We start from the raw sequence: 16,277 nt of genomic DNA, 5'->3' as shown, positions 1-16,277 counted from the left end.
GTCTGCCATCAGGTGCCCCGTCCGCCCGACCCCGTGGTCGGCTTCGGCCCCGCATCCGCGCAGGAGGCACGCGCCGCGTCCGCGCGGTGGTCACGCCACCTCCCCGACCGTGCGCCCGCATGCCCGCGGGTGCGCTCCCGGAAGGGCTCGTGCGGGCGCCCCGCGGCCCCTCCGGAAGGGCCCCGCGCGGGCCCTCGTCCGGTGCTGCGCCGGCCCGCCGGCCGTGGCGCGCGGCCCTGCGGACGCCGTGCCCGGGCCCGCCCGCGGCGACACGCGGAGTTGAGGTGCTCCTGTGTGCAATTTCCCGGCCTGGCCCCACATCTAGTGGTTGGATGTGCGGCGCGACCCAGAGGTTGTGGTGGGTGTGGTCTTCGGGGATCACGCCATCACCTATGCTGGTGCTCGCTTCGAGGGGCCCACGGGGTCCTGCGAGGCTGTTGAGTCTGCTTGTGAGGAGGGTTGGAACGCCATGCACTGCCCCTTCTGCAGGCACCCCGACAGCCGTGTCGTCGACAGCCGTACGACCGACGACGGCACGTCGATCCGCAGGCGGCGCCAGTGCCCGGAATGCACCCGTCGGTTCACGACCGTCGAGACGTGCTCGCTGATGGTGATCAAGCGTTCCGGAGTCACGGAACCGTTCAGCCGCACCAAGGTCATCAACGGCGTCCGCAAGGCCTGCCAGGGCCGGCCGGTGACCGAGGACGCGCTGGCGAAGCTGGGGCAGCGGGTCGAGGAGGCGCTGCGCGCCACCGGCAGTGCGGAGCTCACCACGCACGACGTGGGGCTGGCCATACTCGGTCCGCTCCAGGAGCTCGACCTGGTGGCCTACCTGCGCTTCGCGTCCGTCTACCGCGCGTTCGAGTCCTTGGAGGACTTCGAGGGCGCGATCGCGGAACTGAGGGAGGCGAGGCGGTGTCCCGCCCCCGGCGAGGACGCATCGGGCGAGGACGCTTCGGGCGAGGACGCTTCGGGCGGGCGGGCCCGGGAAGACGACCGCGGGCAGGTGGAGCCGGGCAAGGCTCCGCTGCCCGTGAGCACCGCCGACTGAACGGCGGACCGGCACCGGGGGCAGCGGCTCCGGAGCCGGTCGGGCGGCGGTGGAAGGAAGACGGGTCGCGGGTGACGCAGCGAGGGCGTCCCGCGACGAACAGGACAAATTCGTGCCACGGGAAGAACGCGGCACTTCAGGGCGTTTTGCCCGGTATAGGGAGGCGGCATGACAGAGACGGCGAGCGGTCCGGCACGAGGTTCCCGGACCAAGGGTTCCAAGGCTGCTGCGGCCCGGCAGGGACTGCGCATCGAGCGCATCCACACCACCCCCGGCGTGCACCCGTACGACGAGGTGGCCTGGGAGCGCCGTGACGTCGTCATGACCAACTGGCGCGACGGCTCGATCAACTTCGAGCAGCGTGGCGTCGAGTTCCCCGACTTCTGGTCGGTGAACGCGGTCAACATCGTCACCAGCAAGTACTTCCGCGGCGCGGTCGGCACGCCGCAGCGGGAGACCGGTCTCCGGCAGCTGATCGACCGGATCGTGAAGACCTACCGCAAGGCCGGCGAGGACAACAAGTACTTCGCCTCGCCCGCGGACGCCGAGATCTTCGAGCACGAGCTGGCCTACGCACTGCTGCACCAGATCTTCAGCTTCAACAGCCCGGTCTGGTTCAACGTCGGCACGCCCCAGCCGCAGCAGGTCTCCGCCTGCTTCATCCTCTCCGTCGACGACTCCATGGAGTCGATCCTGGAGTGGTACAAGGAAGAGGGCATGATCTTCAAGGGCGGCTCCGGCGCCGGCCTGAACCTGTCCCGCATCCGCTCCTCCAAGGAGCTCCTCTCCTCCGGCGGCAACGCCTCCGGCCCGGTCTCCTTCATGCGCGGCGCCGACGCCTCCGCGGGAACCATCAAGTCCGGCGGCGCCACCCGCCGAGCCGCCAAGATGGTCATCCTCGACGTCGACCACCCCGACGTGGAGAACTTCATCGAGACCAAGGTGAAGGAGGAGGAGAAGATCCGCGCCCTGCGCGACGCGGGCTTCGACATGGACCTGGGCGGCGACGACATCACGTCCGTCCAGTACCAGAACGCCAACAACTCGGTCCGCGTGAACGACGAGTTCATGAAGGCCGTGGAGTCCGGCTCGAAGTTCGGCCTGCGCGCCCGGATGACCGGCGAGGTCATCGAGGAGGTCGACGCCAAGAACCTCTTCCGCAAGATGGCCGAGGCCGCCTGGGCGTGCGCCGACCCGGGCATCCAGTACGACGACGTCATCAACCACTGGCACACGTGCCCGGAGTCCGGCCGGATCAACGGCTCGAACCCGTGCAGCGAGTACATGCACCTGGACAACACGTCCTGCAACCTCGCCTCGCTCAACCTGATGAAGTTCCTGAAGGACGACGGCAAGGGCAACCAGTCCTTCGAGGTCGAGCGCTTCCAGAAGGTCGTCGAGCTGGTCATCACCGCGATGGACATCTCGATCTGCTTCGCGGACTTCCCCACCGAGAAGATCGGTGAGAACACCCGCGCCTTCCGCGAGCTGGGCATCGGCTACGCCAACCTCGGCGCCCTGCTCATGGCCACCGGCCACGCCTACGACTCGGACGGCGGCCGCGCCCTCGCCGGTTCCATCACCTCCCTGATGACCGGCACCGCCTACCGCCGCTCCGCCGAACTGGCCGCCGTCGTCGGCCCGTACGACGGCTACGCCCGCAACGCCGAGCCGCACCAGCGGGTGATGAAGCAGCACGCCGACGCCAACGCCGTGGCCGTCCGCATGGACGACCTGGACTCCCCGGTGTGGGCCGCCGCCACCGAGGCATGGCAGGACGTCCTGCGCCTCGGCGCGCAGAACGGCTTCCGCAACTCCCAGGCGTCCGTCCTGGCCCCGACCGGCACCATCGGTCTGGCCATGGGCTGCGACACCACGGGCGTCGAGCCGGACCTGGCCCTGGTCAAGTTCAAGAAGCTCGTCGGCGGCGGTTCGATGCAGATCGTCAACGGCACCGTGCCGCAGGCCCTGCGCCGCCTGGGTTACCAGGAGGAGCAGATCGAGGCGATCGTCGCCCACATCGCCGAGCACGGCAACGTGATCGACGCGCCGAGCCTCAAGCCGGAGCACTACGAGGTCTTCGACTGCGCCATGGGCGAGCGCGCCATCTCCCCGATGGGCCACGTCCGCATGATGGCCGCGATCCAGCCGTGGATCTCGGGCGCCATCTCCAAGACGGTCAACATGCCGGAGACGGCGACCGTCGAGGAGGTCGAGGAGATCTACTTCGAGGCGTGGAAGCTGGGCGTCAAGGCGCTCGCCATCTACCGCGACAACTGCAAGGTCGGCCAGCCGCTCTCCGCCAAGAAGAAGGAGGAGGAGAAGAAGGCCGAGCCGGTCGCCGAGGCCCCGGCCAAGGTCGAGAAGGTCGTCGAGTACCGCCCGGTGCGCAAGCGCCTGCCGAAGGGACGGCCCGGAATCACCACCTCCTTCACCGTCGGCGGCGCCGAGGGTTACATGACCGCCAACTCCTACCCGGACGACGGTCTCGGCGAGGTCTTCCTGAAGATGTCGAAGCAGGGCTCGACCCTGGCCGGCATGATGGACGCCTTCTCCATCGCCGTCTCGGTGGGCCTGCAGTACGGCGTGCCGCTGGAGACCTACGTCTCGAAGTTCACCAACATGCGCTTCGAGCCGGCCGGCATGACGGACGACCCGGACGTGCGGATGGCGCAGTCGATCGTCGACTACATCTTCCGCCGCCTGGCGCTGGACTTCCTGCCCTTCGAGACGCGGTCCGCGCTCGGCATCCACACCGCCGAGGAGCGCCAGCGCCACCTGGAGACCGGTTCCTACGAGCCGCTCCTCGAGGAGGACGGCATGGACGTCGAGAGCCTCGCCCAGTCGGCGCCCGTGGTGACGCCGAAGGCCGAGGCGCCCGCCGCCAAGCCGGCGCCGCGCGAGTCGCACACCAGCGCGGAGCTGGTCGAGATGCAGCTGGGCATCCAGGCCGACGCCCCGCTCTGCTTCTCCTGCGGCACCAAGATGCAGCGGGCCGGTTCCTGCTACGTCTGCGAGGGCTGCGGCTCCACCAGCGGCTGCAGCTGACCGTCGCACGGCCGAAGGCCCCGCTCCCACGCGTCCGTCGCGCGGGAGCGGGGCCTTCGGGCCGTCCGTCCGGGGTGCTCCCGGAGGTCTCCCGACGGGTCGTCCCCTCGTCGAATCCCTCCGCCGGGCTCCTCGGCCGGGCCCCTGCCCGGGCGCGCCGCCGGGTCAGCCGCCGGCCGCGGCGCCCATGATCCGCGGAAAGCCCTCCGGGTCCTGGAAACCGCGGACCGCGGGACGGAACTCCCAGCGGCTCCCCGCCCGGACGAACTCGCACAGCGTGGCCGCGCGGGCGCCGCCCACCTCCGCGAAGTCCTCCTCGGTGAGCGTCGCATACCCCTCGGCCACCCGGTACCGGGCCTGCGGCACCTGCGCGAAGGTCCGCCCCACGGTGCCCTGCTGGACCACGGCTCCGACGACCACGCGGCCGAACTCCCCGGCCAGCCGGTCGAGTTCCAGGGTCATGACCTCGTCCCAGCCGAACCCCTTGCCGTCCCGGCTGTCCCGGTGGAGGGTGATCGTGCCGTCGGGCGAGCGGCTGTCGAAGTGGACCACGTACACGGGCTCGCCGTGCGGGTCGGTGTGCCGGTAGGTCGCCGCCACCAGATCGAGGTCGACGTCAGGCTGCCCCATCGGGCTGGGATCCCACTTCAGCGACACCTCGGCCTTGCGGATCCCCTTGCCGATGCCGGAAACACTGCCGGACATGCTCTCCCCTTCCCTCGACCTGTGCCCGTACGGCCTTCCGACGCGCCCCGGCAAGCAGGCAGTTGGTCGCTTCGCCGTCCCAACCGGACCCGGCAGAAGGCCGGTTGTCCATCCTGCCACGCGTGTGCGACTCATCACCGGGAAGTGCGCCGGTAGTTCACGCTCTCGAGAGGCGCCGCTCATGGCCGTACGATGGCGCGGTGCTGGTCAAGTGGATTCGCTGCACGGTGACGGACCCCCGAGGGTTCGGACAGGGGCAGCGGAAATGGGCGGGTCTGCGCGGCGAGTCCGGTTTCCAGGGGCAGGGTGGGGGCTGGAGCCGGGTGCGGCCGGGCGTCGTGCACCTCTTCTCCTTCTGGGAGAGCCGGGTGCTCTACGACTCGTTCATGGCGCTCTCCCACGACCGGCTGGCCACCGCCCAGGTCGGCACCTTCCGGGACACCCGGGTCCGGCTCTTCACCCACCGGTTCGACGTGAAGACCGGCTTCCAGCCGCGGTTCACCGAGACGGACCGGGTCCGCGTGGCCCACTGCCGGGTGCGCGAGGAGCGCGCCGAGCACTTCGCGCTGATGCAGGAGAAGGTGTGGAACCCCGCCATGGCCGGTTCGCCCGGCATGGTGCGGGGGCTCTTCGCCGAGGCGCCGGGCTCCGAGTTCATGATCCTCTCCATGTGGCAGTCGGCCGCCGAGCGCGCCAAGTACCGCACCGAACGCATCGAACGGCTCGCCCTGCGCGCCCAGTTGGAGGCGGACGTCGCGGACCTCGACGGCGACATAGTCGACCTGGAGCCCACCTGGACCGTCGTCCCCGCCGAGCGTCCCTGACGCCGGCGGCACGATCGGTGCCGGGTGCCGGGTGCCGGGTGCCGGGATGCGGGGTCCATGGGGCGCGGGGCCGGTCGCCCGTCGGCCCGGTGGCCGTGACGGCGGGGCGGGGACGCGGGCACGGTGCGGGACGGGCCGCGGTCCGCGGCGACCCGTGCACGCGTGGACGCGCGCTCGGGCGTGACAGCGCGCGACGGGACGTGGCCCGGGAGTGACACCACCCCCGGAAGGGCATGACGCGAGCGCGACATGACCCGCGCACGACAGGACTGTGCCACCCTTCCCGATCTAGGGTTCCGGTATGGCCCGACCACGCCGCATCGTCCTCGTCCGGCACGGCGAGTCCGCAGGGAACGCCGACGACTCCGTCTACGAGCGCACCCCGGACCACGCCCTCCCCCTCACGGCCCGGGGCTGGAGGCAGGCGGAGGAGACCGGCCGCAGACTCCGCGAGGTGTTCGGACAGGAGAGGGTGAGCGTCTACGTGTCCCCCTACCGCCGCACCCACGAGACCTTCCAGGCGCTCGGCCTCGATCCCGCGCGGGTCCGCGTCCGCGAGGAACCCCGGCTGCGCGAGCAGGACTGGGGGAACTGGCAGGACAAGGCGGACGTGGCAAGGCAGAAAGCCAACCGCGACGCCTACGGCCACTTCTTCTACCGCTTCGCCCAGGGCGAGTCCGGCGCCGACGTCTACGACCGGGTCGGCGGCTTCCTGGAGAGCCTGTTCCGCAGCTTCGAGGACGCCAACCACCCGCCGAACGTCCTGCTGGTCACCCACGGCCTGGCGATGCGGCTGTTCTGCATGCGCTGGTTCCACTGGACCGTCGACGAGTTCGAGTCGCTCTCCAACCCGGGGAACGGCGAGACGCGCATGCTCGTTCTCGGGGACAACGGCAAATACACCCTGGACCGGCCCTTCGACCGCTGGCGCGATCCGGTATCGGAAGGCACTGGTCGGCAGCAGGGCCGATCGGCAGGATGGCAGCGTGACCACCACCACCCATGACCCCTCGTCCGACCCGGGAGCACGCCTGGACCGTGCCCTGGCCTCCCTGACCGGCCTCACCGTGGGCGACGCCCTCGGCTCCCAGTTCTTCGTCCCCGCCAACGGTCCGCTGCTGCACGGCGGCGAGCTCCCGCCCGGCCGGTGGGGCTGGACCGACGACACCGAGATGGCCTGCTCGGTGGTGGCCGTCCTCGCCGCGCACGGCGCCGTCGACCAGGACGAACTGGCCGCGGCCTTCGCCCGCCACCACGACTTCGACCGCGGCTACGGCCCGGCCGTCAACCGGATGCTGCGCCTGGTCCGCGAGGGCGGCGACTGGCGGCAGCTGTCCGCCGCCCTCTTCGACGGACAGGGCTCCTGGGGCAACGGCGCGGCCATGCGGGTCGCCCCGCTGGGCGCCTGGTTCGCCGACGACCCCGGGCGCGCGGTCCGCGAGGCCACCCTCTCCGCCGTCATCACCCACCGCCACCCCGAGGGCGTGGCCGGAGCACAGGCCGTCGCCGCGGCCGCCGCGCTGTCGGCCCGGACGGCCGGCGCGCACCGCCCGGAGGAACTGATCGACGGGGTGCTGGCGCTGCTGCCGGCCCGGAGCATGGTCGCCCTCGGCCTGGAGCGGGTCCGCACCCTGCTCGACTACGAGGACCCCGCGACCGTCGCCGCGGTGGTGGGCTGCGGCCGCCGCAGCACCGCCCAGGACACCGTGCCCTTCGCGCTCTGGTCGGCGGCGCGGGCGGCGGGCGACTTCCGGACGGCGTTCTGGACGACCGCGCGGGCCGGCGGTGACGTGGACACCACCTGCGCCGTGGTCGGAGGCGTCGTCGCGGCGGCCGGGCCGCCCGGCGCTCCGCCCGCCGACTGGCTGGCGCGGACCGAGCCGGTCCCGCGGTGGGTGCCGGCGCCGGTGGGCTGAGGTCTCCCGCTCTCCTGCCGCGGGCCGGGGGACGTACGGCGCGTTCCCGGCCGCCGGCCCGCCCTCCTTCCCCCGGCAGCCCGGTTTCCACCCCTTCTGTGTCACAGACATGCCACAGGGTTGCCACAGGCTCCTCCGCCCGAAGGCGGCCCGGCGCGGCAGGGCTAGCCTGAGCGCCCGCCGCCTGTCGATCACGCGGCGTCCACGACGACACACCGCACCGAGACCCCGCCAGCGCCGCACCGGCGTGATCGCCGCCGGGTCGCCGGGCCTCGCCCGCGGGCGGTGGGGGAGGGGTCGAGTTGTCCGACATACCGGTTCAGGGGGAGCCCGAGAAGAGGCCGGACGGCGCGGGACCGGGCACTTCCGCCGCCCCGAGGACGAGGCAGCCGTCCGCCGACTGGCCCCCGCCACGGCCCGGAGCCGTGCGGCACCCGACGACGCCGCCGCCACCGGGCTGGTTCGACGAGGTGAAGGGCGCCGCCCCGGCCGCGGTCGGCACGGTGACGCTCTGGGCCGCCCTGGCGGCGGGACTGATCGCCGGCCTGGTGCTCGCCGACGGCCTGGGGATCAACCTGCTGCTGGCCGCCCTGCCCGCCGCGGCCGCGGCCTGGGGGGCCGCCCGCCGGGCCGGGCGGGGCGTGCGCCCCTGGACGGTGGTCTGGGCCGCGGCCGGCCTCGCCCTGCTGACGGTGCCCGCGCTGCGGGACGCGGGCTGGCCGGTGTTCCTCGCCCTCGCCGGAGCCTTCGCGCTGGGCGCGCTCGCCCTCAACGGCGGGCGCTCCTGGACCGCCGTGCTGCTGGCCCCGCTCGGGCTGTGCGCGGCGGCCGTCGGCGGAGTCGTCTGGGGTCTGCGAGGCGTCAAGGCGCGGGCCGCCGGCACCTCGGGCAGGCTGGGACCGGTGCTCCGCGGCACCGGTGCGGCGGTCGTGCTCCTCGTCGTCTTCGGCGCGCTGTTCGCCGGGGCGGACGCGGCGTTCGCGGACCTGCTCGGCAACCTGGTCCCCGAACTGGAGGGACCGGCCGACGGGCCGCTGCGGCTGGTGACGTTCGTGCTCGGCGCCGTGGGGGCGCTCGCCGCCGCCCGCACCGCCGCCGCGCCCATCCCCTGGGACCGCACCCGGATCCCCGCGGGACGTCCGCGCGGCCGCACCGAGTGGACACTGCCGCTGGTCGTCCTCACCGGGCTGTTCGCGGCGTTCAACGCGGTGCAGCTCGCGGTGCTGTTCGGCGGCTACGACGCGGTGCTGCGGAAGACCGGTCTGACCTACTCCGAGTACGCCCGTCAGGGCTTCTGGCAGCTGCTGGTCGTCACCGTGCTGTTCCTGGTCGTGGTGGTCGTCGCCGCCCGCACCGCGCCCCGGTCCGGGCCGCGCGACCGCGCCTTGGTGCGCGGCGTCCTCGGCGTGCTCTGCGCGCTGGCGCTCGTCGTGGTGGCGTCCGCGGTACGGCGCATGGACATGTACGTCGACGCCTACGGGCTGACCCGGCTGCGCATCTCGGTGTTCGCGATGGAGTTCTGGCTGGGCCTGGTGATCGTGCTCGTCATGGCGGCGGGAGTGTGGGGCGCCCGGTGGCTGCCCCGTGCCGTCGCCGCCTCGGCCGCCGTGGGCGTGCTGGCGTTCGGGCTGATGTCTCCCGACGCGGTGATCGCCGAGCACAACGTCCAGCGGTACACGGCCGACGGCAAGCTGGACCGGATGTACCTCGAGGGCCTGTCCGTCGACGCGGTCCCGGCCCTCGACCGCCTGGAGGAACCGCTGCGGAGCTGCCTGCTGGCGGAGTACACCGACGAGCTGGACGACGACACCCCCTGGTACGCCACCAGCTGGAGCGAGCAGGAGGCCCGCCGGATCCTCGACGAGCGGCCCGTGGAACCGGATCCCTCGGCCTGCCGGACCGGTGACCGCTGGGAGGACGACCTCTACGAGTAGGCCGTGCGGCCCGTGGCGCCGGGGCGGGGGACGGCCGTCCCCCGCCCCGGCGCTCCCGCGTTCGCGGCGGCTGGTGTCGGGCGTCGGCCGGCTGGCGGTGGGTGCCCGGCGTCGGGTGCCCCGGCGTCCGGGCACGGTGCTCGTGATGGTTCGCGTTCGCGATGCGATGTTCGTCGATGCGGCCGGTGGGCCGGGAGGGCGGGACGTGGTCGACGGCTTCCCGCGGATCGGCCCGGCCGGGGAATCCGGACAGGTGATTGATCGTCGCCGCGTCGCCACGCCGCCGGGGTTTCCGGGGTGGGTGTCCGGCCTTCCGCGGCCGGGATCGAGCGGTGTCGTGACGTGTGCGGCAGCGAATGATGGTGGGTGGGGACGGGCGGATGCGAGGCCGGAGGTTCCCCCTGCCGGAGGGCGGCGTAGTCTGAGAACGTCATGCCGTACGAACCACCCACCCACGCCGTCGAGCGCTCCCTCCGCGCCACGACAGGAGCCAAGGTCGTCGCAGGTGTCGACGAGGTGGGCCGCGGCGCGTGGGCCGGTCCGGTCACCGTCTGCGCGGCGATCACAGGCCTCCGTCGCCCGCCGACGGGCCTCACCGACTCCAAGCTGCTCACCGTGAAGCGGCGCAACGAACTCGCCGCGGAACTCCGCGACTGGGTCACCGCCTACGCGCTGGGGCACGCCTCGCCGGAGGAGATCGACAGCCTCGGCATGACCGCCGCGCTGCGCCTCGCCGCGGTGCGCGCGCTGGAGGGCCTTCCGGTCCGGCCGGACGCGGTGATCCTGGACGGCAAGCACGACTACCTGGGCGGCCCCTGGCAGGTCCGCACGGTGATCAAGGGTGACCGCAGTTGTGTCGCCGTCGCCGCCGCCTCGGTGATCGCCAAGGTCGAGCGGGACGCCATGATGGCGGAACTCGGCGCGGCCCACGCGGACTTCGCCTTCGCGGCCAACGCCGGTTATCCGTCCCCCGTCCACCGGGCCGCGCTGGAGGAAAGGGGCCCCACCCCCCACCACCGGCTGTCATGGGCGTATCTTGATGCGCTGCCACGGTGGCGGCATCTGAAAAAGGTCCGCACCTGGCCGGAGGCGAGCGTTCCGGAGATCGAGGGCCAACTGGGCTTCGACTTCTGACCGGTCCGTCCTCCCGCGGTTCCACCTTTGACGTGCCCCCGCTCCTGCGGGACGCACCGACATTTGATAGACATCAGACCATGCCTCTCAGTCCCGAGGAGCCTCAGATTCCCGAGAGCGCCCAGGGTCCCAGCACCACTCCGGCCCCCAGCCGCAGCGTGCCGACCCCCCGCCCCGTCCCCGGTCCGCGCCCCGCGGCCGCCGCGCGTCCCGGTCGGCCGGGCCCGCGTCCGGTGCCGCCCGCCCAGCGCAAGACCCCCCGTCCCGGACCGCAGGCCGCCCCGTCGGCCTCGGCGGCTCCGCAGATACAGCTGATCCCGGCCCCGGTCGACGGCGCGCTGGACGCCGCGGAGGAAGCCGTCGACCTGCTGCTCGACTCGGGCCGTGCCCCGGGCGAGGTGCTGGTGATCACCACCGGCGACCCCCACCCGTGGGCCGTCCACGAACTGTCCTTCGGCGAGGACGCCTACTGGGCGCAGCACGACGCCGGCGACGACGTGTTCTACGCCGACGCGTCCGCGCTGGACCGGCTCACGCCGCGTCCCGTGACCGTGATCGCCGTCAACGGTGGCTCCGACGACGCGGTGGCCGCGGCCCTGCCGACGGCGCTGCGCCGGGCCGGCGCGCTGCTGGTCGTCTGCGGCGAGCCGCAGCGGGTCAACGCGGTGCTGGGCGCCGGGGTCTGAGTCCGGACCGCCCGCGTCCCGGGCGGGTCCGGTCGTCCCGTGCGCCCGGCGGCCCCTGCTCTCAGCGGGCCGCCGCGCGCCGGAGGATCTCGGACACCGCTCCGCCCGTGCGGGGCGGCGGGACGGGGGCCGCGCCGCCGAACAGCTCCGGCGGCGAGTCCGTGTGCGGACGCCGGCCGCCGCGGCCTTCGCCCTGTACCTGCCAGCCGTCCCCGGTCAGGGTGATGTAGGCGCCGCAGCGCAGCCCGTGCAAGGTACAGGCGTCCCGCAGACCCCACATCCAGGCGCCGTCCTCCTCCGTCCAGCGGCCGTCGCCCTCACGGCAGTACAGCAGTACCGCCGTGCGGACCGGCCTGCGGCGGCGCAGGTCGTGGGGGATCACCCGGCGCAGTTGCGCCAGCAGCGCGTTGCGGAACATCCAGCCGTCCGCGGGCGTGCCGGGCCGGCGGGTGAACGAGGCGCTGGCGCGCAGCCGTTCGTCAGGATCGAGGACGGCCACCACGGCCGTGCCCGCCTCGGGCAGGTGCCTGGAGTGCAGGCCGTTGACGACCTCGCGGGGGTTGCGCAGCAACGGCACACCGGCGGCACTCCACTCCGCGGGCTCGAGCACACGACCGGTGGACATGGCGGACGGGTCGGCGGACGTCGACGCGGCTGCCGCGGAGGACGGGGCGAATCCGAAGGTCACGGTCCTCCCTTCGGCAATACGCCCACTGCGCGGGCGGGGTCGGATTCGGGGGAGCGCGCACCACGAGGCTCCCGACCGTTCGACGGCGGGTCAACGCGGGGGCGGATCTCAATTCTCGCCCTCGAACTGCACCTCGGCAACGAGCAATTAGGGCCGCTGACCGCTTTCTGGTGTTCCGCCTTCAATATCCCCGCCGTGCGGGCGCGCCAACCGGCGTACGGAGCGATGGGGATGCTCCGGTTCCGCGTACTACCCCCGCTGAGCTGTGGCTTCGTGACCTCCGGGTGACCCGGAGGCCACGCGCAGGAGTGCCCCTGGATCGCGGCCGCCCGCCGGACCGGTGCGCCGCCGGTGCGCGGCGGACGCACGGCAGGGCCGACCGCGGGCCGGACGGCGTAGCGGGGTGCGCGGCGGCACGGGGTGCGCGGCGGCGCGCAGGGCGGAGCGGAGCACGCGGCGGGGTTTCGGCGAGGCGGTGCCGTCGTCCGGCCGGCGACGCCGACCGGTGACCCCGGCCGGCATCCTGGGGCGGCGGCGGCCGGCCGGCGCGGGTCCGGTCAGGCCTGGACGGCGAGCACCAGCGGCAGCACCCCCGGCGCACCGGCCCGGCGCAGCAGCCGGGCCGCCACCGCGAGCGTCCACCCCGTCTCCGTCCAGTCGTCCACCAGCAGCACCGGCCCGGGCGCGCCGGCCAGGGCCGAGGCCAGCTCCGGCGGCACGGTGAGCGAGTCGTGCAGGGCCTTCAGCCGCTGGGCGCTGTTGCTCCGGTGCGGCGGCGGGGCCTCCTGCGTGAACTCCACGGCCCCCAGCAGCGGCAGCCTGCCCACCTCGGAGATCCGGGCACCCAGCGACCCCACCAGCCGCGGACGGGAACGGGAGGCCACCGTCACCACGCCCACCGGCCTGGGCTGCGCCCGCTCCACCCCGGGCGCCCAGCCGCCGGGGCCCTTCGCCCAGTCGGCCAGCACTTCCACCACCGCGCGCGCCACGTCGTCCGGAACCGGCCCGTCGGGGGCCTGGGGCGAGAGCAGCGGGCGCAGCCGGTTGCCCCAGCCGATGTCCGACAGCCGCCCGAGCGCCCGGCCCTCGCCGGCCTGCTCGGTCGCCGGGATGCGCCCCTTCAGGTCGACGCCCACGGCCGCCATGCCGGTGGGCCACATCTTGCGGGGCTCGACCTCCACGCCCGCCCGGGCCAGATTCGACCGCGCGGCGTCCACCGACCCGGTGGAGGCGTCGGCGGTGAAGCGGGCTCCCGCGCAGTTGTCGCAGCGGCCGCACGGCGCGGCCTCCTCGTCGTCGAGCTGGCGCCGCAGGAACTCCATGCGGCAGCCGTCGGTGGCGGCGTAGGCGCGCATCGCCTCCTGCTCCGCCTCGCGCTGCCGGGCCACCCACGCGTACCGCTCGGCGTCGTAGCTCCACGGCCGACCGGTGGCGATCCAGCCGCCCTTCACCCGGCGTACCGCCCCGTCCACGTCGAGCACCTTGAGCATGGTCTCCAGCCGGGACCTGCGCAGCTCCACCAGCGGTTCCAGGGCGGGCAGGGACAGGGGGCGCTCGGAGGCGCCCAGCACGTCGAGGGTGCGGCGGACCGTCTCCTCCGGAGGGAAGGCCAGCGAGGCGAAGTAGGTCCAGATCGCCGCGTCCTCCCTGCCCGGCAGCAGCAGCACCTCCGCGTGGTCCACGCCGCGGCCGGCGCGGCCGACCTGCTGGTAGTAGGCGATCGGGGAGGAGGGCGAGCCCAGGTGGACCACGAAGCCGAGGTCGGGCTTGTCGAAGCCCATCCCGAGCGCCGAGGTGGCGACCAGCGCCTTCACCTTGTTGTGCAGCAGGTCGTCCTCGGCCTGCTGGCGTTCGGCGTTCTCGGTCTTGCCGGTGTACGAGGCCACGGTGTGGCCGCGGCCGCGGAGGAAGGCCGTGACCTCCTCGGCCGCCGCCACGGTCAGCGTGTACACGATGCCGGAGCCCGGCAGGTCGTCCAGGTGATCGGCCAGCCAGGCCAGCCGGTGGGCCGCGTCCGGCAGTTCGAGGACGCCCAGACTGAGGCTCTCCCGGTCCAGCGGACCGCGCAGCACCAGCGCGTCGGAGTCCGCCCCGGCCGCCCCGGTGCCGAGCTGCTCGGCGACGTCCGCCGTCACCCGGGCGTTGGCGGTGGCCGTGGTGGCCAGCACCGGCACGCCCGCGGGCAGATCCTGGAGCATCGTGCGCAGCCGGCGGTAGTCGGGACGGAAGTCGTGGCCCCAGTCGGAGATGCAGTGCGCCTCGTCCACCACCAGGAGGCCGGTCGTCGCCGCCAGGGCGGGCAGCACCTGGTCGCGGAAGTCCGGGTTGTTGAGCCGCTCCGGACTGACCAGCAGCACGTCCACCGCGCCCGCCGTGATCTCCGCCTGGACGGTCTCCCAGTCCTCCTGGTTGGCGGAGTTGATGGTCCTGGCGTGGATGCCGGCCCGCGCCGCCGAGTCGACCTGGTTGCGCATGAGCGCCAGCAGCGGCGAGACGATCACCGTGGGACCGCTGCCGCGGGCCCGGAGCAGGGAGGTCGCCACGAAGTACACCGCCGACTTGCCCCAGCCCGTGCGCTGCACGACGAGGGCGCGGCGGCGGTGCGCGACCAGCGCCTCGACGGCCCGCCACTGGTCCTCGCGCAGCCGGGCCCGGCCGGTGGGGTCGCCGACGAGCCGGGCGAGGACGGCGTCCGCCTCGGTCCGCAGTTCCGTGGTGTCGTGGTGCTGGTCCATGACCCCCATCAAACAGGACGGCGGTGACAGACGGAGTTCGTCCACAGGCCGTCGTCCACAGCCGAACGGGTGAGGGTGGTGATCGGCCGTATCGTCGCCGCATGACAAATCGCGACGAAACCACTGGCTCATCCGGAAACGTGACGAACGGGACTCCTGGTGGCGGGACGGCTGATTCCCTCCTCCAGCAGGTCACCCTGAGCAGCACCGGGGACCTCGCCGACGCCCTGCCCTACCTGCTCGGTTACCGGCCGGAGGACAGCATGGTGCTGGTGGCCCTGCACGACTCGGGGGACCACGGACGGTTCGGTGGCAGGGCCCGGCTCGGCATCCCGGCCGACTCCTCGGAGTGGCAGGCCGCCGCCCGGCAGCTCGCCCTCGGCCTGGTGACCGGCAGCGCCCGCCGGGGCTCCGCGGTCACCGGGATGGTCGCCTACGTGTGCGAGGAGCCCGCGTCCGGCGGGACCGGGCGCGCCGTCATGGAACGCCTGCGGCCGCTGGCCCAGCTGCTGCGCACGGAGTGCGGAAAGCTCGACGTGCCGGTGATCGAGGCGTTGTGCCTCTCCGGCGGGCGCTACTGGTCCTACTGCTGCTCGGACGAGACCTGCTGCCCGGCGGAGGGCAGACCCGCGGGCCTTCCCGGCACCTCGGTGCTGGCCGCCGCGGCGGCCTACGCCGGGCTGAGAGTGCGTGGCTCGCTGGGGGAGATGCGGGTGCGGCTGCGCCCCTGGGAGGGGACCGCGGCGGTGGCGGCCCAGGAGACCGCGCTGGACGAGACGGCTGCCGCGCTGCTGCCGCGCCTCGTCGAGGCGGACGGCCGCGCGTCGGTGGCGGAGCGGACCATGGAACTGGCGGCGCGGGTCCACCGCCGGTACGCGGCGGAACCGTCGCGGCCCGATCCGCTCGACGCGGACCTCCGGGACGACGAGCTCCTCACCGACGAGGAGGCCGCGGCGCTGATCCTCGGCCTGCAGGACCGCACCACCCGGGACCGGGCGGCGGAGTGGATGGAGGGAGGCGAGGCGGAGCCCGCGCTCCGGCTCTGGCGGGCGCTCTCCCGCCGCTGCGTCGGCTCCTACGGTGAGCACGCGGCGCCCTCGCTCACCCTGGCGGGCTGGGTGGCCTGGTCCGCCGGCGACGACGTGGAGGCGCGGGAGGCGCTGGCGATGGCGCTCGCCGCCGACCCCGGCTACCTCTTCGCCCGGCTCCTGCACCGGGCCGTCGAGGAGGGACTGGACCCGGAGTCGGTCCGCGGCTGCCTGCGCGCGGAACGGGCGCGCCGGGTCGCCGCCGCCCGGCCCGCGGTGGACGGCCCGCCGCCGGACGGGAGTGGCCCCGGCGGGACGTCCGCCGGAGAGCCCCGGGACGGGACGTCCCGCGCGGAGCCGCCGGAGGAGACGTCGTCCGGGGCGCCCGCGGAGGTGAGGACGACGGCGCACGCGGACGGCGCCGGCACGCGTGACGACGGCCCTCCCGCCGCGGTGACCGTGCCGCCTCCCGGGCCGGTCCGCGGCGCGCGGAGCGACGGATCGGTCCGCGGCGCGCGGGGTGGGCCG

Annotated in this window: 12 protein-coding genes; 9 read left to right on the top strand and 3 right to left on the bottom strand. The window is 73.8% G+C overall.

Features of this window, described 5'->3' with window-relative positions; genetic code table 11:
- Positions 1-469 precede the first annotated feature (469 nt).
- Together nrdR and A2U95_RS03955 are read left to right on the top strand one after the other, a co-directional pair.
- Positions 470-1,051 (top strand): transcriptional regulator NrdR, encoded by a 582-nt coding sequence (gene nrdR, locus A2U95_RS03960; protein ID WP_166020836.1) that lies wholly within the window; start codon positions 470-472, stop codon positions 1,049-1,051.
- Positions 1,052-1,219: 168 nt separating this feature from the next.
- Positions 1,220-4,099: a vitamin B12-dependent ribonucleotide reductase gene (locus A2U95_RS03955; protein ID WP_166020835.1), complete on the top strand. Its 2,880-nt coding sequence runs from the start codon at positions 1,220-1,222 to the stop codon at positions 4,097-4,099.
- Positions 4,100-4,264: 165 nt separating this feature from the next.
- Here the strand turns inward: A2U95_RS03955 and A2U95_RS03950 are convergent, their stop codons facing one another.
- A complete protein-coding gene (locus tag A2U95_RS03950; RefSeq protein ID WP_166020834.1) occupies positions 4,265-4,804 on the bottom strand; it encodes a TerD family protein in 540 nt (179 codons plus the stop codon).
- Positions 4,805-5,004: 200 nt separating this feature from the next.
- On the opposite strand from A2U95_RS03950, the gene A2U95_RS03945 reads away from it, so the two are divergent.
- From A2U95_RS03945 to A2U95_RS03920, 6 genes are all read left to right on the top strand, one after another.
- Positions 5,005-5,628, top strand: coding sequence for a YdbC family protein (locus tag A2U95_RS03945; protein ID WP_166020833.1), 624 nt, complete (start codon positions 5,005-5,007; stop codon positions 5,626-5,628).
- Between the two features lie 301 nt (positions 5,629-5,929).
- Entirely contained in the window at positions 5,930-6,634 is a 705-nt protein-coding gene (locus A2U95_RS03940; protein ID WP_166020832.1) for a histidine phosphatase family protein, read from the top strand.
- Complete coding sequence (locus A2U95_RS03935; RefSeq protein WP_166020831.1) at positions 6,615-7,544, top strand: ADP-ribosylglycohydrolase family protein; 930 nt, start codon at positions 6,615-6,617, stop codon at positions 7,542-7,544. Before A2U95_RS03940 ends, A2U95_RS03935 begins: the two co-directional genes overlap by 20 nt.
- 425 nt (positions 7,545-7,969) lie before the next feature.
- Positions 7,970-9,478, top strand: a complete 1,509-nt coding sequence (locus A2U95_RS03930) for a DUF4153 domain-containing protein (protein ID WP_166020830.1) — start codon at positions 7,970-7,972, stop codon at positions 9,476-9,478.
- A 432-nt stretch (positions 9,479-9,910) separates the two neighbouring features.
- Positions 9,911-10,612, top strand: a complete 702-nt coding sequence (locus tag A2U95_RS03925) for a ribonuclease HII (protein WP_166020829.1) — start codon at positions 9,911-9,913, stop codon at positions 10,610-10,612.
- An 80-nt stretch (positions 10,613-10,692) separates the two neighbouring features.
- Positions 10,693-11,298, top strand: coding sequence for a hypothetical protein (locus tag A2U95_RS03920; protein ID WP_166020828.1), 606 nt, complete (start codon positions 10,693-10,695; stop codon positions 11,296-11,298).
- A 61-nt stretch (positions 11,299-11,359) separates the two neighbouring features.
- On the opposite strand, the gene A2U95_RS03915 is transcribed toward A2U95_RS03920, so the two are convergent.
- Both A2U95_RS03915 and A2U95_RS03910 read right to left on the bottom strand, forming a co-directional pair.
- The gene (locus tag A2U95_RS03915) at positions 11,360-11,986 is read right to left on the bottom strand and encodes a hypothetical protein (protein ID WP_166020827.1); all 627 of its coding nucleotides are present in this window, start codon (positions 11,984-11,986) and stop codon (positions 11,360-11,362) included.
- Positions 11,987-12,543: 557 nt separating this feature from the next.
- Complete coding sequence (locus tag A2U95_RS03910) at positions 12,544-14,721, bottom strand: RecQ family ATP-dependent DNA helicase (protein WP_166020826.1); 2,178 nt, start codon at positions 14,719-14,721, stop codon at positions 12,544-12,546.
- A 101-nt stretch (positions 14,722-14,822) separates the two neighbouring features.
- On the opposite strand from A2U95_RS03910, the gene A2U95_RS03905 reads away from it, so the two are divergent.
- Positions 14,823-16,277: DUF4192 domain-containing protein (locus A2U95_RS03905; protein WP_166020825.1), on the top strand; the 1,455-nt coding region annotated here is incomplete at its 3' end.

It is taken from the genome of Streptomyces chilikensis (assembly GCF_001642695.1).
GTDB classification, from domain to species: domain Bacteria; phylum Actinomycetota; class Actinomycetes; order Streptomycetales; family Streptomycetaceae; genus Streptomyces; species Streptomyces chilikensis.
This window is presented reverse-complemented; position numbering and strand designations above follow the sequence as displayed.